The following is a 24,699-nucleotide window of genomic DNA, read 5'->3' on the forward strand; positions in this document are numbered from 1 at the left end:
TTGGGTTTGAGGGAGACATCCATGAAAAAAGTCTACGCAAACGCCGCCGAGGCCCTGGACGGGCTGCTGGAGGACGGCATGCTGATCGCCGCAGGGGGCTTTGGCCTGTGCGGCATTCCGGAACTGCTGATTGACGCAATGGTAGAAGACGGCGTCAAGGATATCACCATCGCGTCGAACAACTGTGGCGTTGATGGCTTTGGTCTGGGCAAACTGCTGGACACCAAGCAGATCAAGAAGATGATCAGCTCGTATGTGGGCGAGAATGCAGAATTCATGCGCCAGTACCTGAGCGGCGAGCTGGAGCTGGAATTCAACCCCCAAGGCACCCTGGCCGAGCGTATGCGCGCTGGCGGCGCAGGCATCCCCGGTTTCTACACCAAAACCGGCGTGGGCACCGTGATTGCCGAGGGCAAAGACGTGAAAACCTGGGACGGTCAGGACTACATCCTGGAGGAAGGCATCTTCGCCGATCTGGCCATCGTCAAGGCCTGGAAAGCGGATGAAACCGGCAACCTGATCTTCCGCAAGACCGCGCGCAACTTCAACCTGCCCGCCGCCACCTGCGGCAAGGTCTGCGTGGTCGAGGTCGAGGAAATCGTGCCCACCGGCTCTCTGGATCCCGACACGATCCACCTGCCCGGCATCTATGTGCACCGCATCATTCAGGGCGAGCACGAAAAACGTATCGAACAGCGCACCGTGCGCAAGCGGGAGGAAGCATAATGGCTTGGGATCGGAACCAAATGGCGGCCCGCGCCGCTCAGGAACTGCAAGATGGCTGGTATGTGAACCTCGGCATCGGCATCCCGACGCTGGTGTCCAACTACATCCCCGAGGGGGTCGAGGTCACGCTGCAATCGGAAAACGGTATGCTGGGCATGGGCCCCTTCCCCTATGAGGGCGAAGAGGATGCCGACCTGATCAACGCCGGCAAGCAGACCATCACCGAGCTGCCTCAGACCGCGTATTTTGACAGCGCGCAGTCCTTTGCGATGATCCGCGGCGGTAAGATCGCCATGGCCATCCTGGGCGCCATGGAAGTGGCCGAAAACGGCGACCTGGCCAACTGGATGATCCCTGGCAAGCTGGTCAAAGGCATGGGCGGCGCGATGGATCTGGTGGCCGGTGTTGGCCGCGTGGTCGTCGTGATGGATCACACCAACAAGCACGGCGATTCCAAGGTTCTGAAAGAATGCACCCTGCCACTGACCGGGAAATCGGTGGTGGATCGCATCATCACCAACCTGGGTGTGCTGGACGTGGTCGAGGGCGGTCTGAAGATCGTCGAAACCGCTGACGGTGTCACCGAAGAAGAGCTGCGCGCGGCGACTTAGGCGACCATCGTCTAAACGCCGAGCCTTCGAAATCAGAGACCCGGCCCAATGTGGCCGGGTCTTTCTGTTCAAAGCCCCAGATTGAACACGCAGCCATCTGAGATCAGCTGTGGCGGCGTTTTGCACAGACCACGTGCCGCCGCAAAGGCCGCCAGAACCTTGGGCACATAGGCGCGGGTTTCGGCATAGGGTGGCACGCCCTCGTGTTTGCGCACGGCGTTCTCTCCGGCGTTATAGGCCGCCAGCGCCAAAATCGGATCTCCGCCGAACTCCTCTAGCAACCAGTTCAGATAGGTGACGCCACCCCGAATGTTTTGCGTCGCGTCCAACGCGTCCTCGACCCCGAACCGATCCGCCGTGGCCGGGATCAACTGCATCAGGCCTTGCGCCCCGGCCCCGCTGACCGCATCAGCACGCCCCCCCGATTCCACCGCGATCACCGCCAAGGCCAGCGCAGGGGATACGCGCGTTCCGACTGTATTCAGCAACAGGTCGGCGTTTCGGTCCTTGGCAATGCCTAGCAATGTCGACAACCGAGGCGCAGGGACGCCCTCGCCTGCCGGGGGATTGGCCAGGCTGGTCAGCGCGGGCTCTAGTCGGCCGGGCCCGCTGTCGCTAAGGTCTGGGGAAACATCGGACCAGAACCATTCATATTGCGCGCTGGCCGCAAGGGTCGGTTGGGCAGTGCTGTCTGTCGTTGGTTCGGGTCGCGCCGTCGCCTGAGCCTTTGGCGCGATTTGCACCGTGATACGCCTGGACGTGTCCGCACTGGGCGGCTTGACCCGTTTAAAGGTAAAGTCGGGAAATGGCGGCGGACTGTCCGCTGCGGCACCGGTTGCCAATGCCAAGACGGTCGCGACGGCCAGCCGTTTTAATGCGATCTTCATCTTTTTTGCCTGAACTGCTCGTTTTCTTTTCGCGAGTCTCGCAAAAATCGGGACTTCTGGCCAGCAATACGGCCCATTTCCCCGCTGAAATCTGGAATTTTCGCCATATTCGGGTGCCTCGCGGAGTCAATTTCCGAAAAAACCAAAATTTTATCTATACTTTTCAGCATCTTGAAAGAAATTTTGAAAACCTTACCAAAAACTAAATTTTTGCTTTTTTCGCGCCCAAGTCTCGCCCCAATCCACTGGCTATATCTAAGCATACCACGACGGGACAGGCACAGAGAGGCAGCCTTAACGCCGAGGTAAGAAAACTGAGCAAACCGAACCAAAGGACTAATACCATGATCAAGTTCATCAAAAACTTCCGCAAAGACGAAAACGGCGCCGTGACTGTTGACTGGGTCGTTCTGACCGCAGCTGTTGTTGGCCTGGGCGTTGCAGCTTTCGCTGCTGTCGAATCCTCGACCTCGACGCTGACCACCGAAATGACCACCGCTCTGAACACTGCTGACGCCACGACCACCATCGGCAGCTAATAGCGCGTGATCCTGATGTCCTGAGCGGACGTCAGTACGAGAACAGGAAGAGCCGCGCCCGTTTCGCGGCTCTTTTCATTCGGCGCCGGTGCGTTGTCAACGACTACAATTTTACCGAAGCCAACCTGTTTTGCCGCAATTGTGTCCGGCTTTCGCCATTTCGGAACGACAAATTGCGATGTGATGATACGGCGCCGCCCTGGGGGGCCAAGCGTCAGGTAATATTGAAAGGCTCTGGAATGGCAAAGCGCAGGCTCTCTTTTCGCAAGGACGAAGATGGTGCAGTAACGATCGATTGGGTCGTTCTGACAGCAGGCATTATTGGATTGATCATCGCGATCGTCCCCCTGGTCGAGGCCCCCGTCGGCACTGTGACCGGACGAACCCAGGTGGCGCTGAACGCCGCCGACGCCACCACCACATTCGAGTAACGCCGCGCGTATCAAATTTCCGGTTGGGCATAAAAACGATCCGCAATCTTCCTGAAAAGGTTCCGATCCTGCCCAATTCCGGCCCGATTTCAGGATCAGATTAAAGCCAGTTCGGAACGGCGGGGCAAGGTGAGAGAGGCCCATAACGCGGTTCTGCAGAAACCAAACCAGAAAGGGACACTACCATGATCAAGTTCATCAAAAACTTCCGCAAAGACGAAAACGGCGCCGTGACTGTTGACTGGGTCGTTCTGACCGCAGCCGTTGTTGGCCTGGGCGTTGCCGCCTTCACCGCAGTGGAATTGTCGACCTCGACGCTGACCACCGAGATGACCACCGCTCTGAACACTGCTGACGCGACGACCACCATCGGCAGCTAATAGGGTGTGATCCCTCGGGCCTGAAACCGGCCCGACGCAGAGATCGAAAGAGCCGCGCAATCGTGCGGCTCTTTTTGTTCGCTTCACCAAAGCGCCCGCAAACTGCCCGGGCGCGGGCATCATTCAGCCACATTCAGGAAATACATCTGGTCCTGATCCCGTCGGTCTTCCGACGACAGGCAATCGAGCATCGAAAGGAAACGTCATGCGCGCCGTCTTTGGACTTGTGTTGGTCGCTGGTCTGGCCCTTGCGGGCTTTGCCGTCTACATGGCCAAGAACTATATTTCCGGCTACCAAAACGAACTGGCCGCCGCGAATGCCGCCAAGGCCCAGATCATCCAAACTGTGGATGTGATCGTGGCCAAACGCGCGCTGCGCTATGGAGAGGTCCTGAAGACCGAGGATGTGCGTTTCGTCAAATGGCCGGAACAATCCCTGCCCGAAGGTGTCTTTAAAACCGCGGACGAGCTGTTCCCGGATCCCAAGAATCCGGACATGCGCAGGATTGTCTTGCGCGCGATGGAACCGAACGAGGCCGTGATGGCCATCAAAGTCACAGAACCGGGCGAAGACGCTGGTCTGACCTCGCGCCTGAAAAAGGGCATGCGCGCCTTTACCATCAAGGTAGACGTTGCCACGGGCGTGTCCGGTTTCTTGCGGCCGGGGGATGTCGTTGATGTCTACTGGACCGGCGAGATCGGCGCAGGTGCGCGCGGGGATCGTCGCGAAGTCACCAAACTGATCCAGCCAAACATTCAGCTGATCGCAGTGGACCAAACCGCCAATGGGGACGACGCCGAAACCGCCATCGCGCGCACCGTGACCGTCACCGCCAATTCGCAACAGGTCGCTGCCCTGGCCCAGGCTCAGTCCAGTGGCCGTCTGTCGCTGGCCTTGGTCGGCGCCGAAGACGACACCGTAGCCCAATCGGTCGAGGTTGATCTGCGCTCTTTGCTGGGCATCAAAGACGAAGAACCCGTCGTCCAAGAGCAAGTCGCGCAAAAGGAAAAAGTCTGCACGATCCGCACCCGCCGCGGCTCGGAAGTGGTGCAAATCCCGATCCCCTGCACCAATTGATCCAGAAACATGGGCACACCAAACACCCGTCGGGGCGGTCTGAAAACAGGCCGCCCCGTTGCAATTTCGCCGCATCAGACGCGCAAACGCGCCCCGAACCACCGCAGGATTGGCCTCGAACCTATTGATTCTTGCAAAGTTTCCGGTTTTCCCGCATGGTGGCATAAAATATCGGGCGCAAAGACCCGTTTCCGAGGCGTGATCGAAAAGGCAGGTCACATGAAATTAGTATCGTTCTTGAAAGCAGCCAGCTTTGGGCTGTCCTTCGCAATTGGACTATCTGCACTGGGCACGCACGCCCAGGCGCAATCGTTGCGCGTGGTCAAACAAGGCACATCGTCGACGCTGAATGTCCCGATGAACCGAGCGGTCGTGGTTGAAAGCGACCAATCCTTTGCCGAGCTCTCGATCGCAAACCCAGCGATTGCCGATATCTCGTCTCTGTCTGATCGCACGATCTATGTTCTGGGCAAATCGCCCGGCGTCACCACCCTGACCATTCTGGATGCGGCCGGGCGGTTGCTAACCAATGTGGACGTCGTGGTTGCCGCAGACATCACCGAATTCAAACAACGCCTGGGCCAAATCCTACCCGGCGAGAAAATCGAAGTTCGCACCGCCAATGACGGCATTGTCCTGTCAGGCACCGTATCCAGCGCGGCGCGTTTGCAACGTGCCCTGGATCTGGCCGAGCGCTATGCCCCCGAACGCGTTTCCAATCTGATGAGCGTGGGCGGTGTTCAACAGGTCATGCTGAAGGTCCGCTTTGCCGAAATGGAGCGCAACGTCTCGAAGTCGCTCAGCACATCGCTGGCGCTGGATGGGGGCATTTTCGGTGGCGACGCCAACGTTTCGGGCGGCACCAACACCAACAACAACTCGGGCTCTCAGGGCAACTCGCTAACGGGGACCATCCCCGCAACATCCGAGGCAAACGGCGCGCTGCTGTTCGGCTTTGGCGCGGGATCGGTCGAAGTTGGCCTGTTGCTGGAAGCGCTTGAAACCAAAGGGGTTGTGCGCACGCTGGCCGAACCCAACCTGACCGCATTGTCGGGCCAAGAGGCCAAGTTCCTGGCCGGTGGCGAATATCCGGTGCCGGTCAGTCAGGAAAGCGGCTCGGTGACTGTCGAATTCAAACCTTTCGGGGTCGAGCTGAACTTTATCCCCCGCGTCGTCGATGGCGATCTGATCAATCTGGAACTCGAGGCCGCGGTGTCCTCGCTGGACCCGACCAACGGGTTCACTTCGAACGCCTTTACAATTGACGCGTTCCGTCGCCGGGAAACCTCGACCACGGTAGAGCTGCGCGATGGTGAAAGCTTTGCCGTTGCGGGTCTGTTGCAGGATGAATTCATCGATACCAACGGCCAGGTGCCGTGGCTGGGCGACATTCCGATCCTGGGCACGCTGTTTCGCAGCGCCCAGTATCAGCGCTCGCAATCCGAGCTGGTGATCATCATCACCGCCCATCTGGTAACGCCCACCCGGGGCGAGGTTCTGGCCCTGCCGACCGACCGCATCATGCCGCCATCCGAGAAAGACCTGTTCCTGAATGGCAAGGTTGCCCGGGATGGGTCCCGCCGCCTGAAAGGGGCTGCCGGCGAAGTCGCGCGGCAGGATTTCAGCGGTTCTTATGGCTATGTAATGGATTGATATAATGGCAAAACTTTCCGTTCTTCCCGCTTTGCTGATTGGGACCGTCGCCCTGACCGGATGCGCTGGAACCAAATCCTATTCCAGCTTCACTCGTGAAGCTGGGGCGCTGATCGCGGGCGGTGATTTCGGCAATTCGACCATGAACAACACCATGGTGATGAGCGGAGAGAAAAGCTATGTCGTGGACCTGGCGCGCCGTTTCGATGCCGAAGTCGGGTCAACCGTGACCTTTGCCTTCAACTCAGCTCAACTGGATGAAAACGCCCGCGTGGCGCTGCGCAAACAAGCCAGCTGGATTTTGCAATACCCCGAGGTGACGTTCCGCGTGTATGGCCACACCGATGCTGTGGGCTCGAACGCGTATAACAAACGTCTGGGGCTGCGCCGTGCGCGGTCCGTAGTGGCCTATCTTGCGTCCCAAGGGATCAGCCGCAAACGTCTGGAGGCCGTCGTCTCGTTCGGGGAAACCCAGCCTCTGATCGTGACCGAGGGCCGCGAACGGCGCAATCGCCGCACCGTGACCGAGGTCAGCGGCTTCGTGAAACGTCACCCCACGATCCTGGATGGCAAATACGCCGAAGTCGTTTATCGCGAGTATATCAAAAGTGCCGAACCCGCGACGGGTCTGAGCTCGATCGAAGGATCAGAGTTCGCGACAACCCAATAAAATCAGCGACTTGAACAATCCGCCCGATTTCCGGTGATCGTCACAAGATTTCCAACAATTACGATCTTTTGGCCCTAATTCCGCCCAAGTTGACCGCGATTTTATCTGCAATGGGATTGGTGTGCTCCGTGGTTGGGGCGCCGTGAACTCAGGTTGGGGCAGCAAACGCACGTCAACGCCACGCTCCGGCCTTTTGTTCGCAAACCTGAAAAGGAAGACAAGGCGATGACGAGTGAAGCAAACCTGCAACCCGAGGCAAGCCCCCTGTTGGCTTGTACCATCAGCCGGGATGTGCAGAATTTCGATTTGCTGATCGAGGATATGGAAACCCTGCTGGGCGAAAGCTGGGGCGATCTGGGCTTTGGCGATGCGCTGGCCTTTTTCCAGCAACCCGATGCCGAGACCCTGGAATTCATCGCCATGGCCATCGATGCCGAGGACGAAAGCAACCTGGTGCTGCTAGGCGATATCATCAGCCAGGCCAAGCTGCGCGGGATCAAGGTGATCCTGATCGCCGATGACGTGACTCCGGCCGCCTTGCACCAGTTGCTGCGCCAGGGGGCCGACGAGTTCGTCCCCTACCCCTTGCCCGAAAACGAATTGATGGCAGCCGTAGAACGTCTGCGCACGCCCGAACCTGAACCTCAATATACCCAGGCCCAGCCCGCGGCGCCGGCGAAATCCAAACACAATCGCGAAGGTGTCGTGATCGCTGTGCATGGTCTGGCGGGCGGCACTGGTGCCACGACCTTGGCCGTGAACCTGGGATGGGAGCTGTCCCATGTCGCCAAAAAGGGTGAACCCCAACCGCGCGTCTGCATTCTGGATTTCGATCTGCAATTCGGCTCGGTCTCGACCTATTTCGACCTGCCCCGCCGCGAGGCCGTGTTTGAAATGCTGTCAGACACGGAAAACATGGATGATGACGTGTTCATGCAGGCCCTGATGGGGGACGATGACAACTTGCAGGTCCTGACCTCGCCTGCGGACATCATTCCGCTGGATCTGCTGACACCAGAAGACATCATGGCCGTGATCGAACAAGCGCGCCGTCACTTTGACTATGTCGTGATCGACATGCCCAAGACCCTGGTCATCTGGACCGAGGCCGTTCTGTCGGCTGCGCACGTGTACCTGGCCACGCTGGAACTGGACATGCGCTCGGCCCAGAATGCGCTGCGCCTGAAACGCGCCCTGCAATCCGAGGACCTGCCCTTTGACAAGCTGCGCTTTGTTTTGAACCGCGCCCCGAAATTCACCGATCTGAACGGAAAATCCCGTGTCAAGCGCCTGGCCGAAAGCCTTGGGATCTCGATCGATGTATTGATGCCGGATGGCGGCAAACCTGTCGTCCAGGCTGGCGATCACGGTCAACCTTTGGCGCAGAGCGCCGCCAAGAACCCGCTGCGTAAAGAAATCGCGAAACTGGCACATGATCTGCACGAGATCGGCCAGCAAGAAGCCGAAGCCGTTTAAGGAATAGGGGAAAGTACATGTTTTCTCGTTACAAGAAGCCGAATGCCCCCACGACCGCCCGCGCTGCGGCCCCGGCAGCCCCGAAACCGGCCGCCGCCCCCGAGGCAGCCGCCGATAAGAAACCTGTCGCGATCCGCAAACCGATGCCCAAAGTGGCGGCTCAGGCCCCTGCCGCCGACAAGGAACGCAAACGCAAAGAGCGCCTGGCCGAGATCAAGCTGGAACTGCACCGTGCCCTGCTGGACAACCTGAACCTTGGCGCACTGGAAAGCGCATCCGAGGCCGAACTGCGCGCAGAAATCAGTGCCATTTCGACAGAGATCCTGGAAGAAAAAGGCATCGTGCTGAACCGCGAGGATCGCTCGACCCTGAACCAGGAACTCTATGACGAAGTCACTGGTCTGGGCCCGCTCGAGGCTTTGCTGCAAGACGAAACCGTCAACGATATTCTGGTGAACGGCCCCCACCGCATCTTTGTGGAACGCGCGGGTAAGCTGGAGCTGAGCGACATCACCTTCAAGGACGAAAAGCACCTGCTGCGGATCATCGACAAGATCGTGTCCGCCGTGGGCCGCCGTGTTGATGAATCCAACCCCTATGTTGACGCCCGTCTGGCCGATGGCTCGCGTTTCAACGCCATGGTGCCCCCGGTGGCCGTGGATGGATCGCTGGTGTCCATTCGTAAGTTCAAAAAGGACAAGCTGGGCATTGACGACCTGGTGCGCTTTGGTGCGTTTTCCGAGGAAATGGCCGCCTATTTGCAGGCCGCTGTGGCCACCCGTCTGAACGTGATCGTGTCGGGCGGTACCGGTTCTGGTAAAACGACCACGCTGAACGCGCTGTCCTCGTTCATTGATAACTCGGAACGTATTCTGACGATCGAGGATACGGCGGAACTTCAGCTGCAACAGGTTCACGTGGGCCGGATGGAAAGCCGCCCGCCCAACGTCGAAGGCAAGGGCGAGGTCAGCCAGCGTGACTGTCTGCGCAACGCCCTGCGGATGCGTCCGGACCGGATCATCGTGGGGGAAACCCGCGGCGAAGAGGTGATCGACATGTTGCAGGCCATGAACACCGGCCATGACGGCTCGATGACCACGATCCACGCCAACAGTGCCCGCGATGGTGTCAGCCGTCTGGAAAATATGATCGCCATGGCCGGGATCGAAATGCCCATCAAGGCCGTGCGCAGCCAGATTTCCTCGGCTGTGAACCTGATCGTCCAGGCCAGCCGCTTGCAGGACGGTTCGCGCCGGATGACCTCGATCACTGAAATCACCGGGATGGAGGGTGAGGTGATCTCGATGCAGGAAATCTTCCGGTTTCAACGCGTCGGCCTGACCCCGGAAAACAAGATCATCGGCCATTTCACCGCAACCGGCGTGCGCTCGCACTTCTCGGAACGGTTCCGCCTGTGGGGCTATGATCTGCCCCCGTCCCTCTTTGAACCCGTCGCAGCGGAGTAACGCCCATGGCCATTTCAATGGAACCTCTGATTTACGGTCTGATCTTCGTCGGCGTTCTGGTGCTGGTCGAAGGTGTGTATCTAACCGTGTTTGGCCGCTCGATCAGCCTGAACAGCCGCGTGAACCGCCGGTTGGAGATGCTGGAAAAAGGCACCAACCGCGCCGAGGTGATGGAAACGCTCCGCAAGGAGATGAGCCAGCACATGAAGTCGCGCTCGATCCCGATCTACGCGATGCTGGCCGACCGGGCGCAAAAGGCCGCGATTGCCTTTACCCCGACTCAGCTGATCATGATGATGGGCCTGCTGACCGTGGTGGCTTTCGTCGGCTTGACCGTGGGCACGGAAACCTCGGTGCCGATCCGCATTGGCGTATCCATCGCGATGGGCATTGGCGGCATCTATTTCTGGGTGAACTCCAAGGCCAAGAAACGCATGGGCATGATCGAAGAACAACTGCCCGACGCGGTGGAACTGATGGTGCGCAGCTTGCGCGTGGGGCACCCGTTCAGCTCGGCCATTCAGATCGTCGCCAAAGAGGTCGCCGACCCCCTGGCCACCGAATTCGGCATGATCGCGGACGAGGCCCAGTATGGTCGCGACGTGGGCGAAGCGCTCAAGGACATGGCCGAACGCCTGGACATGCAGGATTTGCGTTTCCTGGCTGTGGCCGTGACCATCCAGCAGCAATCGGGCGGTAACCTGGCTGAAATTCTGGCCGGTCTGGCCAAGGTGATCCGCGCGCGGTTCAAGCTGTTCCGCCGCGTGAAAGCCATCACCGCCGAGGCCCAATGGTCGGGCAAATTCCTGTCGGGCTTCCCGGTTCTGGCGCTGATCGCGATCAACGTGATGGACCCACATTACTATGACAACGTGCTGGATCACGCGCTGTTCATCCCCGCCTGTATCGCGGTGGGCGGGTTCCTGACGGTGAACCTGTTCGTCATGCGCATGCTTGTGAACATCAAGGTCTGAGGAGAAGCACCATGGATATCTTTACCGCCATCCTCGGCCCGGAACTGGGCGCTTTTGGCCCCGTCCTGTTGATTGGTTTTCTGGCGCTTGCCCTGATCATCGCGGCCATCCTGATCTTTCTGAACCAGAAGGGTGACCCTCTGGAAAAGCTGAACGAAACCCCCGAGCAGCGCAAAAAGAAAGAGCAAAAAGCCCAGGCCTCGTTGCGGACTGCCAAAAGCAACGACAAGCTGGAAAAATATTCGAACTTCCTCGAGCCGCAGGACGAAAAAGAATACTCGGCCGTGCAGCAAAAGCTGATGCAGGCGGGGTATCAGACCAAAGACGCGGTGCGGTTCTATCACTTTGCCCAATTTGCGCTGGGTCTGGGTGGTTTGGCCATCGGTACGCTGTACTTCCTGTTCGTTCTGTCCGGCCAGGACCCGACCACGCAGCAGACCATGATGTGGATTCTGGGGCCGGGCTGTGCGGGCTATATGCTGCCCAAATACTGGGTCACCAAGCGCCAGCAAAAACGCCAGGAAGAGATCACCGAAGGCTTCCCCGATGCGCTGGACATGATGCTGGTCTGTGTCGAGGCCGGCCAGTCGCTGGACCAGTCGATCATCCGCGTGGCGCGCGAAATCCGCAGCTCGTTCCCTGCGCTGGCCGACGAATTCGAGATCGTCAGCCACCAGATCAAGGCTGGTAAAGACAAGGCCTCGGTTCTGGCCGATATGGGGGATCGTTGTGGCGTGCCTGACGTGTCCAGCTTTGTGACTGTGCTGGTACAATCGGCCACTTTCGGTACCTCGATCGCCGAAGCGCTGCGTGTTTACGCCGGGGAAATGCGGGATAAACGTGTGATGCGCGCCGAAGAGAAGGCAAACAAGTTGCCCACCAAGATGACACTTGCCACAATGATCCTGACCGTTCCGCCGCTGCTGATCATCTTGGTCGCGCCATCGGCGATTGGTATTCTGGATCTGGGCAAGTGAGCAGATAAATGACAACACTCAAGGCGGGGATCGCCCTGCTGATCGCCCTTAGCCTGGCCGCCTGTTCAACGGGTGGCCTTGGTGCGTCGCGCGATGGGGTCACCGCCCCCGGGGTTTCCAAACGCGGCACAGCGGTCGCCAATCTGTTGGTGGCGCAACGCCTGATGGATGCGGGCGAATATGAACTGGCCCTGAAATCCTATACCCGCGCCGCGCTCGAGGACGGGCTGACCGTCGATATCCTGGCGGGTATGGGCTCGGCCAACCTGGGGCTGGGGCGTCTGGGCCAGGCCGAAACTCTGTTGCAGCGCGCCGTCGCCACGGACGAGGCCATCCCCGAGGTCTGGAACAATCTGGGTGTGGTGCTGATGGAACGAGGCAAAATCGCCGAAGCGACGCAGATTTTCCAGAAAGCCTATGCGCTGGATGATGGCGAAAGTGACTCAATCCGCGATAATTTGCGCTTGGCACTCGCAAAATCCGAAAAAACCCCCTATGATGCTGAACAAGAACAAGATTATAAATTGGTACGGCGTGGTAGCAGCGACTACCTGATCCGCCAGATACCATGATTGGGCAAGAGCAGTAAAAGGACGCAACAAATGCGCCACCCACTCACGTTAATCCTGTGCCTAACCGGGGCACTTGGCATTTCCGCTTGCGATCAGATGCGCGGAAATGATGTTGATCGTGCGATCTCGGCCGTGAACGCGGTGGATCAGAACAATCTTTCCGATATCATGCTGACCGTGGCCGACCCGAACGAGGCCGTGACCTATTTCCAGCGCTCGGTCAAGGACGCCCCAGATCGGATTGATCTCAAACGCGGGCTTGCGACCTCGCTGATCCGGGCCGGGCGCCCGACCGAGGCCGTGCCGGTTTGGCGCCAGGTCGCCGCCCATCCCGATGCCACCAATGACGACCATGTTGATCTGGCCGATGCCTTGATCCGCACCGGGAAATGGGATGACGCCGATGCCGTTCTGGACGCCGTTCCGCCGACCTTTGAGACCTTCAAACGCTACCGGCTGGAGGCCATGGTCGCCGATTCCAACAAGGAATGGAAAAAGGCCGACAGTTTCTATGAAATCGCCGTGGGCCTGACGACGCGCCCCGCTGGCGTGCTGAACAACTGGGGCTATTCAAAGCTGACGCGCGGAGATTTCACCGAGGCCGAGCGCCTGTTCACCGATGCCATCCGCAACGACGACAAGCTGTTCACCGCGAAAAACAACCTGGTTCTGGCGCGTGGGGCGCAGCGCAACTATTCGCTGCCTGTCATTCCGATGTCCCAGACCGAACGCGCGCAATTGCTGCATACCTTGGGTCTGAGCGCCGTGAAACAAGGCGATGTCAGCACGGGCAAAGGCCTGCTGCGTGACGCGATTGAAACGCATCCCCAGCATTTCGAGGCCGCCGTGCGCAGCCTGCGGGCGCTGGAAAACAACGTCACGAACTGACATCGGATCGCGGCTCGTGGCTCAGTTCTTTTCGGATTTCTCCATGCACCTGCCCGCAACTGCCGGGCTGGTGTTCTTTGTCCTGACGCTGCCGATTTGCGTCTGGGTGGCCTGGTCGGACATGAAGTCCATGCGCATCCCCAATAAATCGGTGATGATCCTGGCGATCCTGTTTGTCGGCGTTGCGCCCTTTCTGATGCCCTTGCAAACCGTGGGTTGGCAATTGCTGCATCTGGTCATCGTTCTGCTGATCGGGATCGTGCTGAATGCTGCGGGTCTGGTCGGGGCCGGAGACGCGAAATTCGCCGCCGCCGCCGCGCCCTATATAGCGCTAGCCGACTATCGGTTTCTGATCGCACTATTCGCGGCCTGCCTGTTGGCCGGGTTCGTGACGCATCGCTTGGCCAAGCATTCCCCCTTGCGCAACCTGGCCCCCGAATGGGAAAGCTGGAGCCGCAAGCGCGACTTCCCCATGGGGTTGCCGCTGGCCAGTGCGCTGTCTTTGTACCTGTTGCTGGGTGCAATTTTCGGGGCCTAAAGCGCCAGATTTTCCCTTTGCGTCCATCTTTTTGCCACCTTGTTCCGGCAATCTGTTCAGGAAGTCTGGACAGGAATTGCGCTTATGAACATGCAAGCTCCGCAAACCTCGGCGGTGACCCCGCCTCCGCCCCCGGTCGATCTGGAGGACATGCAGCTGCCGCTGCCGATGATGCGGGACATCCTGCTGAAGACGTTGTTTCGCAAGAATGTCAGCATGGTCAGCGATATTTCCGAGGCCATCTGCCTGCCCCGCCGCGTGACTCAGGAACTGGTGGACATGGCCCGCGAACAGCGCCTGCTGGAGGCGACCGGCACCCTGAACGCCAACAATGGCAACGAAATGGGGTATCAGCTGACCGATGCGGGCAAGGCACGTGCGCTGGACGCGCTGTCTCAGTCTGAATATTTTGGCGCGATGCCGGTGCCGATGGATGTCTATCGCGAGCAGGTCAAACGCCAGTCGATCCGCAACATTCAGATCACGCGCCAACAGCTGACCGACGCGATGGGCCATCTGGTGCTGCCCCCTGATCTGCTGGGCAACCTTGGGCCGGCTGTCAGCTCGGGGCGTTCAATCCTGATGTATGGCCCGCCGGGCAACGGGAAATCCTCGATCTCGAACGGGATTCGCGACGCGATGGGCGACAAGATCTATGTGCCACGCGCCATCGAATATTCCGGTCAGGTGATCACCGTTTACGACCCGATCGTGCATTCCGCCGCCGAGGTGGAACAGGACGACCCCAACAGCCTGCGTCGCCGCGTGACCTTTGATACGCGCTATGTGCGCTGTGATCGCCCTACCGTGATCACCGGGGGCGAGCTGTCGCTGGACATGCTGGACTTGGTCTATAACCCCACGGCCCGCACCTATCAGGCGCCGCTGCAATTCAAATCCTCTGGCGGGATTTTCATCGTGGATGACCTTGGCCGCCAAGCCGAACCGCCGCAATCGCTGGTCAACCGCTGGATCGTTCCGCTGGAGGAAGGCAAAGACATCCTGGCCCTGCAATCGGGCGAAAAATTCGAAGTGCCGTTCGACACGCTGGTGATTTTCTCGACCAACTTCCACCCGAACGAGATTTTCGACCAGGCCGCTTTGCGCCGGATCTTCTTTAAGATCAAAATCGACGGGCCGAGCCAGGAAAACTTCCTGAAAATCTTCGCTCTGGTCGCGCGCAAGAAGGGCATGCCTCTGGACGAGGACGCCTTGGTGCACCTGTTGCAAAACAAGTACCCCACCATCGACAACGTCTATGCCAACTACCAACCGGTGTTCCTGATTGATCAGATGATTTCAATCTGCGAGTTTGAAGGCATCCCCTATCAGATGACACCGGAGCTGATTGACCGCGCATGGGCGAACATGTTCGTGAAAGACGAAACAATCGTGAAGTAATCGGCGTTGCCGGCTGCGGCCGGATGGGCGCGCCTATGCTGGCGGCCCTGCACGCCGCGGGGTTTGCGGCCCGTGGCTTTGATGTGCGGCCGACCGAAGCATTTGGCGATCTGGCCCCGCTGATGCTGGGCCGCGCCGGGTTTGCCGATGGTCTGCACACGCTGATCTCGGTTGTGCGTGATATCGAACAGACCGAAGAGGTCCTGTTCACGGACCAGGCTTTCGCCGATTGCCCTACCCTGCGGCGGATCATTATCTGTTCAACGCTGTCCCCCAAATATGTCCGCGCTCTACGCGACCGGATTCCGGCCCAGATCACATTGATCGACGCGCCCATGTCGGGGGCTGCGATTGCCGCGCAGGAACGCAGGCTGTCCTTTATGCTGGGCGGCACAGCGGCCGATCTGGAGGCGACGCAACCTTTGTTCGACGCGATGGGCGCGCATTTCCATCGGATGGGCCCCTTTGGCAACGGGATGCAGGCCAAGGTGCTGAACAACATTCTGGCGGCGGCCAACACAGCGCTGACGCGGATGGTTCTGGATTGGGCGGACCAGGCGGATCTGGATCCCGAGGCACTGCTGAAGCTGATGCATGATTCTTCGGGGCAGAACTGGTTTGCCTCGCATTTCGATCAGATCGAGTTCGCCCGCGATGGCCTGGAAGCCGACAACAGCATTGCAATTCTCGTCAAAGATGTCGAAAGTGCCCTGGATGCCGCGCCAAAAGAGGCAGACTTGGACGCCCCGCGCGCCATTCAGGCCCTTCTGCGCCGTCTTACCCCCCGTAAATAGACCTCCATTGACCAGACCGATATTCGTCTATGCATACAATTCATGCCTAGGGCGATTTAAAATTGATCTGCTTTATGTATTATCCAAGCTGTCCAGTCTGGTCACTCGGAGGACTTGAGACCAAAGGTGCCACCGCACCTTAGCACTGGATAAACGGCCCAAAGCTTTGCGCCAGCCACGCCGCCCCTAAACCGGATCATGCAATTCCGGCAACGGCTTGGCTGTGCCCGAAGCCAAGGAACACTTTCAGATGCCCTAGGGAGGGATACAAATGAACCTGAAACACGTATTTTCGGCTGCTGTGCTGAGCGCCGCCGTCGCCGTTCCCGCGGTTGCGGAAGAAATCCGCGCAACCTCGTCCTTTGGCCCCAGCCACGTGCTGGCCACCGACGGCTACCCCGCACTGTTCGCCAAAATGTCCGAGCTGACCGACGGTCGCTGGACTGGCTATGACACCCCGTCGGGTCTGCTGGCGCCCAACGAGATGAACACCGGTCTGCGCGACGGTATCTCGGACATGGGTCCGATCATCCTGCCTTACTTTGCTGCGGACTATCCCGAAAGCGGTCTGGTGGGCGAGCTGTCCATCCTGGGCACCGACAACCGCGCCATTGCCTCGGCTGTGACCGAGTACATCGCGACCTGCGCCGAGTGCCAGGCCGAGTTCAAAGCCAACGGCCACGTCTTCCTGGGGTCGGACGCCACCACCAACTACCAGTTCCTGTCGACCAAGCCGATCAACGGTCTGGAAGACATGAAAGGCCTGCGCATCCGTACCGCTGGTTCGGTTTTCACCCGCTTTGTTGAAAGCCTGGGCGCCGAGCCGGTTCAGATGCCCTCGTCGGAACTGTTCGAAGGCCTGTCCTCGGGTGTGATCGACGCCACCTACTCGTCGGTTGCTGACCTGAAGAACGCGCAGCTGTATGACGTTGTCAAAGCCGTGACCCTGGTCGACCAGGGCGTGTTCAACGCTGCTGCCATGACCAACGTGTCCAACATCCTGTGGGACCGCATGTCGCCCGAAGATCGCAAGGCCCTGGCTCATTCGGGTCAGTACGCTCAGACCATCGGCATCCAGAGCTGGATCGACAAGACCAACGACGCCCGTTCGACCGGTGCTGAAAAGGGTATCGAGTTCATCACCCCCAGCGACGAAATGAAGGCCAAAGGCGCTGAATTCCGTGCCGCACACCTGAAATCGGCTGCTGCGACCCTGGAAAAGCGTGGCGTGACCAACGCGGCTGAAAAGATCGCCCGTTACGAGGCCCTGCTGGCCAAGTGGAGCGAGCTGGTCAAAGACGTAAGCACCCCTGCTGAGCTGGCCGAACTGCGCTTCGCCGAGATCTGGGACAAGATCGACTACTCGAAGTACGGTCTGTAAGTCACCATGCATTTCGCGGACCGTTTCATCGCGGCCACGACGAAATGGGTCGGGAGCGCCATCTTAATTCTGATGGCGCTTCAGATCGTGATCGACGTGGCGATGCGCAATCTGGTGGGGGCTGGGTTCCCGGCCACCGCAGAACTCGTTTCTAAATATTACATGCTGGCGGTCAGCTTTCTGCCTATCGCCTATGCCGAGCTTCAGCGTCGCCATGTCGAAGCATCCATCTTTACCGACATGATGCCGAAATGGACGCATACCCCGATCTATGGGTTGGGCTTTATCCTGTCGCTGTTTGTCTATGGCATCCTGGCCTTTGGCACCTTCCGAGAAGCTGTCAGCAAAACCAGCCGTGGCGCCTATGTCGAGGCCGGCACGATAGACTTCTACACCTGGCCGGGCACCTGGATTCTGCCAGTATGTTTTGGCCTGATGTTCATCGTGGTGCTGCTGCGCCTGTATCAAGTGTTCACCGGTCGTTTCAAAGACGTCCACGCGGACACGATGATGATCACCGAACCGATCGAAGAGGAAAAGTAAAATGGATCCGATGACGATTGGTATCCTGTGCGTCGTTGGCGTACTGGCCTTGATCATGCTGCGCGTGCCGATTGCCGTAGCACTGGTCTTTGTTTCCTTCGTGGGCATCTGGGCCGTGGTGGGCGAACGCCCTGCCATGTCGATGCTGTCCACTGTTCCCTATAACTTTGCCGCCAGCTGGACTCTGTCCTCGGTGCCGATGTTCCTGTTGATGGGCTATGTGGCCTATCACTCGGGCCTGACCCGAGGCATGTTTGAAGGTGCGCGGGCCTGGCTGGGCTGGATGCCCGGTGGTCTGGCGATTGCTTCGCTGGCTGGGGCTGGCGGGTTTGCCGCCGTGACCGGCTCGTCCATTGCCTGTTCGGCCGCGATTGGCCGGATCGCAGTGCCAGAAATGCACCGCCAGGGCTATGACATCCGCATTGCCACGGGCTCGGTTGCTGCGGGTGGCACCATTGGCGCGTTGATCCCGCCCTCGATCCTGCTGATCCTGTTCGGTATTCAGGCCGAGGTGTCGATCACCAAGCTGTTCATGGGCGGCCTGGTTGTCGGTGTGATCTCGCTGGCGCTGTATATCGGTGCGGTTCTGATCAACTACTGGCTCGCCCCCGAGCGCCTGCCCCGTGCTGCTGCCTCCACCTGGGAGGAACGCATGGATGGCCTGCGCGAGGTCTGGCCGGTTCTGCTGATGATCTTTGTGGTGTTTGGTGGCCTGTTCTCGGGTCTGTTCACCGCAACCGAGGCCGGCGCTGTTGGTGCCGTCATCGCCATCGTCATCGGCATCGCACGCCGCACCCTGACATGGAAGCTGTTCAGCGAAAGCTGCGTGGATACGCTGTTGTCCTCGGGCTCGTTGTTCATGATTGCCATTGGTGCGAACCTGTTCACCCGTCTGGTGGCCCTATCCGGCCTGTCGCGCTGGATCGGCACTGGCATCGAAAGCCTGGGCCTGGGCGTTCTGGGCATCCTGATCCTGATCACGCTGATCTATCTGGCTCTGGGCATGTTCCTGGAACCGATCGGCGCCATGCTGCTGACGCTGCCGCTGTTCCTGCCGCTGATCAAGGATCTGGGCATCGACGTGATCTGGTTCGGCATCCTGCTGGCCAAACTGCTGGAGATCGGGATGATCACGCCACCCGTGGGGTTAAACGTGTTCGTTATCCACTCGGTCGCCAAGGATTTCGTGAAGCTTGAACAGATCTTCGCCGGAATCCTGCCCTTCCTAGCGGCTGATCTGCTGCTGGTGGTGGGTATGTTGGCCACGCACTCGTTGTTCTGACGAACAGCGCTCAGATCAGGGCCCCGTCCAATCGGTTTCTGCGACACAGCTTTTCACCATGCTGCGCAGCCACTTGTTGGCGGGGTCCGCATCCGCATTCGAATGCCAGTACAAATAGGCATCCACGCGCGGCGCTTCGAAGGGGACCGGCACGATCTGGTTGTCAAACCAGACATTCGCGCGATGCGCGAAGACCTCGGCCATCGTCAGCACCATATCCGAGGCCGCAACCGCCCGCATCGCCGTGTTGATCTGCTGAACCCGCGCAACGATTCGCCGGGAATGCCCGTCCCGCGACAGGGCCACATCCTCGGGGCCCATCCCCTGCGAGCGAGAGGTCACAATGATATGATCCAGCGCCAGATAGTCCTCCAGGCCGACGTCGCCATCCACCATTGGATGGCCCTGACGCGCCACCACAACCGACGGCGTCGAGATCAGGTGTTCGCGCCGAATATCCGGCGACAGAGGCAGAAAAACGTCGATGGCCGCGTTGATCTCACCGGCGGACAAATCGCTATCGATTTCGGCGCCGATCCAGGGGCGACGACGACACCGTCACCTTGGGCGCTTCGGACTTCAGCAGCATCACCAGAGGCAGGAAAAAACTGTTTTCCATCAAGGACCTCATCCCGATCGAGAAGTGCATTTCCGCGGTCTCGGGATCAAAGCCGTCCAGCTCGCCCAGGGTGGTTTCAAACAGCTTCAACGCCTCGCGCGTGGGGCCAATCATTTTCTGCGCCAGCGGGGTTGGCACCAGCCGCTGACCATGACGCACGAACAAGGGGTCGCCGACGCGCTCGCGCAGCCGCCCCAACGCATGAGAGATCGTGGGCTGGGTCAGGTGCAACGTTTCCGCCGCGCGGGTCACCCCGCCCTGCGAGTAAATCGCTTCGAAGACAACAAACAGGTTCAGGTCTGTGCGAGATATATTCATGACATCTATGTCCATACATCTTAGTAATTCATTTTCTTATGTCGTCAGCATGTGGCATCTGTCAACAGGGAGGCGAACACATGACGACCAATGACGGCACTTTGCCATTCGACCCGAACACGCTTTCGGACTATCTAAGCGGCGTTCTACCGGGCTCGGGTCCGGTTGCGCTGGACCAGATCGCTGGCGGCCACTCGAACCCAACCTACTTCATGGACTTTGGCGGCGAGCGCTATGTGCTGCGCAAACAGCCGCCGGGCAAACTGCTGCCTTCGGCCCATGCGATTGACCGCGAGTTCCGAGTGATCAACGCGCTTGCAGGCACCGGCGTGCCTGTCCCCGCGACCCCGCATTACTGTGAAGATCGCGAGATCATCGGCACCCCGTTCTACATCATGGAACGCCTGGATGGCCGCGTGTTCCACGACAACAGCCTGCCCGAGCTGAGCCCCGCCGATCGCGGTGCGCTGTTCGAGGCGATGAATGATACGCTGGCCAAGCTGCACTCGGTCGATATCGAGGCCGTGGGCCTGTCAGATTACGGCCGTCAGGGCGGGTTCTTTGACCGCCAGATTGCTCGCTGGACCAAGCAATACGAGGCCGGCAAAACCCGCGAGATCGAAGAGATCCCGCAACTGGCCGCCTGGCTGGCCGACAACAAACCCAGCGATGATGAAACCACGCTGGTGCATGGCGATTATCGCCTGGGCAACCTGATCATCCACCCCACCAAACCCGAGGTTCTGGGCGTGCTGGATTGGGAACTGTCGACGCTGGGCCACCCGCTGTCGGACCTGGGCTATAACCTGATGCCCTGGACCAACCTGGCCGAAGAATATCACGGTCTTGGGGATCGTGATCTGGATGCTTTGGGCATCCCCAGCCGCGCTGCCTATGCCGCGCGCTATTTCGAAAACCGTGGGCTGCCGCTGGACGACAGCCCCTTCTACACCGCCTTCGCCTATTTCCGCCTTGCCGTGATCTTTGAGGGCATTGTTGCCCGCGCCGCGCAGGGTGTGGGCAGCGCCGAAGGCATCGACCACCTTAGCCGGGTCTGGGCCCGGCACGGACTAGAACTTGCAGGAGACTGATATGGAATTCACCTTTTCTGAAAAAAGCCTGGAGATGCAGGCACGCGTTCGGAACTTCATGGAGGACCATGTCATTCCGCGACACAAGGACTTCATGGCCGAACAGCATAACGGCACCTACACGCTGTCTTTCATGAACGACCTCAAGGCCCTGGCGAAGTCCGAAGGCCTGTGGAACATGTTCCTGCCCGCGCTGAAAGACGACGAACCCGGCACCCGCATGTCCAACCTGGACTATGCCCCGCTGGCTGAAATCATGGGCCGCCTGCCCTGGGCCTCCGAGGTATTCAACTGCTCGGCGCCGGACACCGGCAACATGGAAATCCTGCACATGTTCGGCACTGACGAACAAAAGGAAAAATGGCTCAAGCCCCTGCTGAACGGTGAAATCCGCTCGTGCTTTGGCATGACCGAGCCCGACGTGGCCTCGTCCGACGCCACCAACGTGCAGACCCTGATCCGCCGCGACGGCGACGAATACGTCATCAATGGGCGCAAGTGGTTCTCGACCGGGGCGGCCTCGCCGAACTGTAAACTGTGCATCGTCATGGGCAAAACCGACCCCGATGCCGACCGTCACAAGCAGCAGTCGATGATCCTGGTGCCGATGGACACCCCCGGCATCACCGTCACCCGCAACATCCCCGTGATGAACCACCACAGCTATGAGAGCCACTGCGAGGTTGTCTACAAAGACGTGCGCGTGCCTGCTTCGAACCTGCTGGGCGAAGAGGGATCGGGCTTTGCGCTGGCACAGGCGCGCCTTGGACCGGGCCGCATCCACCACATGATGCGCTCGTTGGGTCAGGCCGAACTGGCGCTGGAGCTGATGGTCGAACGGTCGCTGGAGCGCAAAACCTTTGGCAAATACCTGCACGAGCAAGGCGTCATCATGGAAATGATCGCCCGCAGCCGTTGCGAAATTGAACAAGCTCGCCTGCTGGTTCTGAAAGCCGCCTGGATGATCGACAATGTCGGTTCGAAAGAGGCCCGCAACGAAATCGGCATGATCAAGGTCGTGGTTCCCGAAATCCAGGGCAAGGTCATCGACCGCGCCATCCAGGTCTTTGGTGGCATGGGTGTAACCCCGGATACGCCGCTGCCCGATCTGTGGACCATGGCCCGCTGCCTGCGTCTGGCCGATGGCCCCGACGAGGTGCACCTGCGTTCGCTGGGCCGCTCGATGATCAAGGCCGCGCAAAAAGGTCCGATGGACTCGCACCGCTTCTACACCGCGCCGGATCGCGCCAGCGAAACCGATATGCGCCCCGGTGTGGCCGCCGCTCTTGCAGCCCTGGGCAACGAGGCTGCGGAATGAGCACCGAGGCTCGTTTGAACGAACTGCGCCAGCTGGATCAGGTCCAGGCCTATCTGGCTGACGCAATCAAGGTCGCTGGCCAGGTGCCCGACACGCCGCATGCTGATCCCGCCGGGATCAGCACCGTGGGTGTGTTGGGGGCTGGCGCCATGGGGCGTGGCATCGCCATGGCTTTTGCCCAGTCCGGGCATCAGGTCACGCTGGTTGATCCCGCACAACAAGCGCTGGATGCGGCCAAGGCCCATCTGCAAGGTCTGACCGACCGGTCGCTGAAGAAAGGCAAACTGGACGAGGCCGGCGCTGCCGCGCAAATGGCCCGCTTTACCTTTGCTGACGCGATCAGCGCCTTTGCAGGCTGCGATCTGGTGGTCGAGGCCGTCCCCGAGATCATGTCGCTGAAACAAAAGGTCATGGCGGAAATCGAAGCCGTGGTTGGGGCCGAGGCGCTGATCACCTCGAACACCTCGACGCTGGATGTGGATGCCATTGCCTCGGCTCTGAAAACCCCCGGCCGGTTCCTGGGCACACATTTTTTCATTCCTGCGCAGGTAAATCCCCTGCTCGAGGTCATTCCCGCCACCGCAACAGATCCGGCCACGCTGGCGCTGACCATGGCGTTGGCGCTGAAAATCCGCAAACGCGCGGTGATCGCGGCCAATGGCGATGGCTTTATCGGCAACCGCCTGTTTGACCGCTTCCACCAGGAAGCGATGTATCTGGTCGAAGAGGGCGCCTTTCCGCAAGACGTAGACGATGCGCTGGAAAGCTGGGGCATGGCCATCGGCCCGTTCCGCGCGCTGGACCTTGTGGGCAACGACATCCCCTGGGGCGTGCGCAAACAGCGCGCCGAAAGGCCGAACCCGCCGTTCCAACCCCGTATCGGCGACGCCCTGTGCGAGGCCGGTCTGTACGGTCAGAAAACCGGACGGGGCTGGTATCTGTACGATGACGCCACGCCGCGTGGGCGCTGCTACGAAGACAGCCGGGCTCTGATCATGCGGATCAGCCGCGAGCTGGGCATCCAACGCCGCGCCATCAGCAGCGACGAAATCGTTGGCCGGGTCATCACCGCGCTGATGGTCGAGGCCATGGCGATCCTGGCTGAAAACCGGGCCGAGCGCGGCTCGGATATCGATGTGGTCTATACCACGGGCTATGGCTTCCCTGCGGGTGTGGGCGGACCGATGCGCCTGGCGGACGAGCTGGGGCAGGACCAAATTCTGAAACTTGCTGAACATTATGGCCAGATCAGTGGCCGCGCCGATAGCGCGTGGAAACTGCCGGCCTCTTTGATGAAGGAAACCGCCTGATGGGACTGTTTGATCTGACGGGCAAAACTGCCCTGATCACCGGGGGCTCCCGAGGGTTGGGCCTGCAAATCGCCGAGGGTATGTCTGCCGCGGGCGCCAATGTCATCCTGACCGCGCGCAAACAGCCGGAATTGGACGAGGCGCAGGCCCAACTTGAAAAACAGGGGGCATCGGTCGCGACGATCGCCTGCGATCTGTCCGATCTGGAAAGCATCCCGTCCATCGTGGATCATGCCAACGGACTGTTCGGCCCGATCGACATTCTGGTCAACAACGCCGGGACCAGCTGGGCCGCTCCGACCGAGGATCACCCGCTGGACGGCTGGAACAAGGTGATGACGCTGAACATCACCGCACCTTTCGTGCTGACTCAGGCTGTGGCGAAAACCTCGTTCCTGCCCCGCAAAGAGGGCAAGATCCTGAACGTCGCCTCGATTGGTGGTCTGGCGGGCAACCGCGCGGATTCGGACATGTTCACCATCGCCTATAATAGCTCGAAGGCGGCGATGATCAACTTTACCCGCGCGCTGGCCACTGAATGGGGGCGTCACAATATCAATGTGAACGCGCTTGCGCCCGGGTTTTTCCCGTCCAAGATGTCAGAAAAGCTGATTGACCGGCTGGAACAAACACTGCTGCCCACGATCCCGCTGCACCGCTTTGGCGGCGCCGAGGATTTGAAAGGCCCCGCCGTGTTCCTGGTCAGCGACGCGGCCCGCCACATCACCGGGCAATGCCTGGCCGTGGACGGTGGCGCAACCGCCTAAACGACCCGA

At 59.8% G+C, this 24,699-nt stretch carries 27 protein-coding genes; 24 read left to right on the forward strand and 3 right to left on the reverse strand.

Features of this window, described 5'->3' with window-relative positions:
* The first annotated feature begins 21 nt into the window (after positions 1-21).
* On the forward strand, positions 22-726 hold the full coding sequence (locus ACXADQ_RS18925) for a CoA transferase subunit A (RefSeq protein WP_475324931.1): 705 nt from the start codon (positions 22-24) through the stop codon (positions 724-726).
* Positions 726-1,337, forward strand: a complete 612-nt coding sequence (locus ACXADQ_RS18930; RefSeq protein WP_475324933.1) for a 3-oxoacid CoA-transferase subunit B — start codon at positions 726-728, stop codon at positions 1,335-1,337. Before ACXADQ_RS18925 ends, ACXADQ_RS18930 begins: the two co-directional genes overlap by 1 nt.
* A 68-nt stretch (positions 1,338-1,405) precedes the next feature.
* On the opposite strand, the gene ACXADQ_RS18935 is transcribed toward ACXADQ_RS18930, so the two are convergent.
* Positions 1,406-2,224 carry a lytic transglycosylase domain-containing protein gene (locus tag ACXADQ_RS18935; RefSeq protein WP_475324937.1) on the reverse strand — a complete coding sequence of 273 codons (819 nt, stop codon included), beginning with the start codon at positions 2,222-2,224 and terminating at the stop codon, positions 1,406-1,408.
* A gap of 344 nt (positions 2,225-2,568) precedes the next feature.
* Between ACXADQ_RS18935 and ACXADQ_RS18940 the strand changes: the two genes are divergently transcribed.
* The 18 genes from ACXADQ_RS18940 (at position 2,569) to ACXADQ_RS19025 (ending at position 19,267) form a co-directional block, all read left to right on the forward strand.
* A complete protein-coding gene (locus ACXADQ_RS18940) occupies positions 2,569-2,763 on the forward strand; it encodes a hypothetical protein (protein ID WP_475324942.1) in 195 nt (64 codons plus the stop codon).
* Between the two features lie 239 nt (positions 2,764-3,002).
* On the forward strand, positions 3,003-3,194 hold the full coding sequence (locus ACXADQ_RS18945) for a hypothetical protein (protein ID WP_475324945.1): 192 nt from the start codon (positions 3,003-3,005) through the stop codon (positions 3,192-3,194).
* Positions 3,195-3,379: 185 nt separating this feature from the next.
* Positions 3,380-3,574, forward strand: coding sequence for a hypothetical protein (locus ACXADQ_RS18950; protein WP_475324949.1), 195 nt, complete (start codon positions 3,380-3,382; stop codon positions 3,572-3,574).
* Between the two features lie 205 nt (positions 3,575-3,779).
* The gene (gene cpaB / locus ACXADQ_RS18955; RefSeq protein WP_475324954.1) at positions 3,780-4,652 is read left to right on the forward strand and encodes a Flp pilus assembly protein CpaB; all 873 of its coding nucleotides are present in this window, start codon (positions 3,780-3,782) and stop codon (positions 4,650-4,652) included.
* Between the two features lie 219 nt (positions 4,653-4,871).
* On the forward strand, positions 4,872-6,305 hold the full coding sequence (locus tag ACXADQ_RS18960; protein WP_475324958.1) for a type II and III secretion system protein family protein: 1,434 nt from the start codon (positions 4,872-4,874) through the stop codon (positions 6,303-6,305).
* A gap of 4 nt (positions 6,306-6,309) precedes the next feature.
* Positions 6,310-6,975: an OmpA family protein gene (locus ACXADQ_RS18965; protein WP_475324961.1), complete on the forward strand. Its 666-nt coding sequence runs from the start codon at positions 6,310-6,312 to the stop codon at positions 6,973-6,975.
* 225 nt (positions 6,976-7,200) lie between these two features.
* Entirely contained in the window at positions 7,201-8,451 is a 1,251-nt protein-coding gene (locus tag ACXADQ_RS18970; protein WP_475324964.1) for a CpaE/TadZ family protein, read from the forward strand.
* Between the two features lie 17 nt (positions 8,452-8,468).
* On the forward strand, positions 8,469-9,917 hold the full coding sequence (locus ACXADQ_RS18975; protein ID WP_475324968.1) for a CpaF family protein: 1,449 nt from the start codon (positions 8,469-8,471) through the stop codon (positions 9,915-9,917).
* Positions 9,918-9,922: 5 nt separating this feature from the next.
* Positions 9,923-10,891 (forward strand): type II secretion system F family protein, encoded by a 969-nt coding sequence (locus tag ACXADQ_RS18980; RefSeq protein ID WP_475324973.1) that lies wholly within the window; start codon positions 9,923-9,925, stop codon positions 10,889-10,891.
* Positions 10,892-10,902: 11 nt separating this feature from the next.
* The gene (locus tag ACXADQ_RS18985; protein ID WP_475324977.1) at positions 10,903-11,868 is read left to right on the forward strand and encodes a type II secretion system F family protein; all 966 of its coding nucleotides are present in this window, start codon (positions 10,903-10,905) and stop codon (positions 11,866-11,868) included.
* A gap of 8 nt (positions 11,869-11,876) precedes the next feature.
* A complete protein-coding gene (locus ACXADQ_RS18990) occupies positions 11,877-12,440 on the forward strand; it encodes a tetratricopeptide repeat protein (protein ID WP_475324982.1) in 564 nt (187 codons plus the stop codon).
* A gap of 30 nt (positions 12,441-12,470) precedes the next feature.
* Entirely contained in the window at positions 12,471-13,328 is an 858-nt protein-coding gene (locus ACXADQ_RS18995) for a tetratricopeptide repeat protein (RefSeq protein ID WP_475324986.1), read from the forward strand.
* A 16-nt stretch (positions 13,329-13,344) separates the two neighbouring features.
* A complete protein-coding gene (locus ACXADQ_RS19000; protein ID WP_475324988.1) occupies positions 13,345-13,866 on the forward strand; it encodes a prepilin peptidase in 522 nt (173 codons plus the stop codon).
* An 84-nt stretch (positions 13,867-13,950) separates the two neighbouring features.
* Positions 13,951-15,267 (forward strand): ATPase, encoded by a 1,317-nt coding sequence (locus ACXADQ_RS19005; protein ID WP_475324990.1) that lies wholly within the window; start codon positions 13,951-13,953, stop codon positions 15,265-15,267.
* The gene (locus tag ACXADQ_RS19010; protein WP_475324992.1) at positions 15,225-16,061 is read left to right on the forward strand and encodes an NAD(P)-dependent oxidoreductase; all 837 of its coding nucleotides are present in this window, start codon (positions 15,225-15,227) and stop codon (positions 16,059-16,061) included. The genes ACXADQ_RS19005 and ACXADQ_RS19010 overlap by 43 nt, the downstream gene beginning before the upstream one ends.
* Positions 16,062-16,332: 271 nt before the next feature.
* On the forward strand, positions 16,333-17,442 hold the full coding sequence (locus ACXADQ_RS19015; protein ID WP_475324994.1) for a C4-dicarboxylate TRAP transporter substrate-binding protein: 1,110 nt from the start codon (positions 16,333-16,335) through the stop codon (positions 17,440-17,442).
* 6 nt (positions 17,443-17,448) lie between these two features.
* Positions 17,449-17,985 (forward strand): TRAP transporter small permease, encoded by a 537-nt coding sequence (locus ACXADQ_RS19020; RefSeq protein ID WP_475324996.1) that lies wholly within the window; start codon positions 17,449-17,451, stop codon positions 17,983-17,985.
* Between the two features lies 1 nt (position 17,986).
* Entirely contained in the window at positions 17,987-19,267 is a 1,281-nt protein-coding gene (locus tag ACXADQ_RS19025) for a TRAP transporter large permease (protein WP_475325001.1), read from the forward strand.
* A gap of 15 nt (positions 19,268-19,282) precedes the next feature.
* Here the strand turns inward: ACXADQ_RS19025 and ACXADQ_RS19030 are convergent, their stop codons facing one another.
* Entirely contained in the window at positions 19,283-19,780 is a 498-nt protein-coding gene (locus ACXADQ_RS19030; protein WP_475325005.1) for a LysR substrate-binding domain-containing protein, read from the reverse strand.
* 4 nt (positions 19,781-19,784) lie between these two features.
* Positions 19,785-20,204, reverse strand: coding sequence for a LysR family transcriptional regulator (locus ACXADQ_RS19035; protein WP_475325009.1), 420 nt, complete (start codon positions 20,202-20,204; stop codon positions 19,785-19,787).
* Between the two features lie 80 nt (positions 20,205-20,284).
* On the opposite strand from ACXADQ_RS19035, the gene ACXADQ_RS19040 reads away from it, so the two are divergent.
* Genes ACXADQ_RS19040 through ACXADQ_RS19055 form a run of 4 tightly spaced genes read left to right on the forward strand, consistent with a single transcriptional unit; the run spans position 20,285 to position 24,690 of the window.
* The gene (locus tag ACXADQ_RS19040; protein WP_475325013.1) at positions 20,285-21,295 is read left to right on the forward strand and encodes a phosphotransferase family protein; all 1,011 of its coding nucleotides are present in this window, start codon (positions 20,285-20,287) and stop codon (positions 21,293-21,295) included.
* Position 21,296: 1 nt separating this feature from the next.
* Complete coding sequence (locus ACXADQ_RS19045; protein WP_475325017.1) at positions 21,297-22,613, forward strand: acyl-CoA dehydrogenase family protein; 1,317 nt, start codon at positions 21,297-21,299, stop codon at positions 22,611-22,613.
* Positions 22,610-23,923, forward strand: coding sequence for a 3-hydroxyacyl-CoA dehydrogenase (locus ACXADQ_RS19050; protein WP_475325020.1), 1,314 nt, complete (start codon positions 22,610-22,612; stop codon positions 23,921-23,923). The genes ACXADQ_RS19045 and ACXADQ_RS19050 overlap by 4 nt, the downstream gene beginning before the upstream one ends.
* Positions 23,923-24,690, forward strand: a complete 768-nt coding sequence (locus ACXADQ_RS19055; RefSeq protein WP_475325030.1) for an SDR family oxidoreductase — start codon at positions 23,923-23,925, stop codon at positions 24,688-24,690. The genes ACXADQ_RS19050 and ACXADQ_RS19055 overlap by 1 nt, the downstream gene beginning before the upstream one ends.
* The last annotated feature ends 9 nt before the right edge of the window (positions 24,691-24,699 follow it).

This window comes from Thalassovita sp. ABM4_323 (genome assembly GCF_056158665.1).

What these genes read in the sequence shown, in the direction of transcription:
- ACXADQ_RS19050 (WP_475325020.1), top strand. Translation starts at nt 22,610, where the DNA reads ATGAGCACCGAGGCTCGTTTGAACGAACTGCGCCAGCTGGATCAGGTC.
- ACXADQ_RS18930 (WP_475324933.1), top strand. Translation starts at nt 726, where the DNA reads ATGGCTTGGGATCGGAACCAAATGGCGGCCCGCGCCGCTCAGGAACTG.
- ACXADQ_RS18940 (WP_475324942.1), top strand. Translation starts at nt 2,569, where the DNA reads ATGATCAAGTTCATCAAAAACTTCCGCAAAGACGAAAACGGCGCCGTG.
- ACXADQ_RS19010 (WP_475324992.1), top strand. Translation starts at nt 15,225, where the DNA reads ATGGGCGAACATGTTCGTGAAAGACGAAACAATCGTGAAGTAATCGGC.
- ACXADQ_RS18995 (WP_475324986.1), top strand. Translation starts at nt 12,471, where the DNA reads ATGCGCCACCCACTCACGTTAATCCTGTGCCTAACCGGGGCACTTGGC.
- ACXADQ_RS19025 (WP_475325001.1), top strand. Translation starts at nt 17,987, where the DNA reads ATGGATCCGATGACGATTGGTATCCTGTGCGTCGTTGGCGTACTGGCC.
- ACXADQ_RS18985 (WP_475324977.1), top strand. Translation starts at nt 10,903, where the DNA reads ATGGATATCTTTACCGCCATCCTCGGCCCGGAACTGGGCGCTTTTGGC.
- ACXADQ_RS18965 (WP_475324961.1), top strand. Translation starts at nt 6,310, where the DNA reads ATGGCAAAACTTTCCGTTCTTCCCGCTTTGCTGATTGGGACCGTCGCC.
- cpaB (WP_475324954.1), top strand. Translation starts at nt 3,780, where the DNA reads ATGCGCGCCGTCTTTGGACTTGTGTTGGTCGCTGGTCTGGCCCTTGCG.
- ACXADQ_RS18925 (WP_475324931.1), top strand. Translation starts at nt 22, where the DNA reads ATGAAAAAAGTCTACGCAAACGCCGCCGAGGCCCTGGACGGGCTGCTG.
- ACXADQ_RS18990 (WP_475324982.1), top strand. Translation starts at nt 11,877, where the DNA reads ATGACAACACTCAAGGCGGGGATCGCCCTGCTGATCGCCCTTAGCCTG.
- ACXADQ_RS19055 (WP_475325030.1), top strand. Translation starts at nt 23,923, where the DNA reads ATGGGACTGTTTGATCTGACGGGCAAAACTGCCCTGATCACCGGGGGC.
- ACXADQ_RS18960 (WP_475324958.1), top strand. Translation starts at nt 4,872, where the DNA reads ATGAAATTAGTATCGTTCTTGAAAGCAGCCAGCTTTGGGCTGTCCTTC.
- ACXADQ_RS19035 (WP_475325009.1), bottom strand. Translation starts at nt 20,204, where the DNA reads ATGAATATATCTCGCACAGACCTGAACCTGTTTGTTGTCTTCGAAGCG.
- ACXADQ_RS19015 (WP_475324994.1), top strand. Translation starts at nt 16,333, where the DNA reads ATGAACCTGAAACACGTATTTTCGGCTGCTGTGCTGAGCGCCGCCGTC.
- ACXADQ_RS19045 (WP_475325017.1), top strand. Translation starts at nt 21,297, where the DNA reads ATGGAATTCACCTTTTCTGAAAAAAGCCTGGAGATGCAGGCACGCGTT.
- ACXADQ_RS19020 (WP_475324996.1), top strand. Translation starts at nt 17,449, where the DNA reads ATGCATTTCGCGGACCGTTTCATCGCGGCCACGACGAAATGGGTCGGG.
- ACXADQ_RS18975 (WP_475324968.1), top strand. Translation starts at nt 8,469, where the DNA reads ATGTTTTCTCGTTACAAGAAGCCGAATGCCCCCACGACCGCCCGCGCT.
- ACXADQ_RS18970 (WP_475324964.1), top strand. Translation starts at nt 7,201, where the DNA reads ATGACGAGTGAAGCAAACCTGCAACCCGAGGCAAGCCCCCTGTTGGCT.
- ACXADQ_RS18935 (WP_475324937.1), bottom strand. Translation starts at nt 2,224, where the DNA reads ATGAAGATCGCATTAAAACGGCTGGCCGTCGCGACCGTCTTGGCATTG.
- ACXADQ_RS18945 (WP_475324945.1), top strand. Translation starts at nt 3,003, where the DNA reads ATGGCAAAGCGCAGGCTCTCTTTTCGCAAGGACGAAGATGGTGCAGTA.
- ACXADQ_RS19005 (WP_475324990.1), top strand. Translation starts at nt 13,951, where the DNA reads ATGAACATGCAAGCTCCGCAAACCTCGGCGGTGACCCCGCCTCCGCCC.
- ACXADQ_RS18950 (WP_475324949.1), top strand. Translation starts at nt 3,380, where the DNA reads ATGATCAAGTTCATCAAAAACTTCCGCAAAGACGAAAACGGCGCCGTG.
- ACXADQ_RS18980 (WP_475324973.1), top strand. Translation starts at nt 9,923, where the DNA reads ATGGCCATTTCAATGGAACCTCTGATTTACGGTCTGATCTTCGTCGGC.
- ACXADQ_RS19040 (WP_475325013.1), top strand. Translation starts at nt 20,285, where the DNA reads ATGACGACCAATGACGGCACTTTGCCATTCGACCCGAACACGCTTTCG.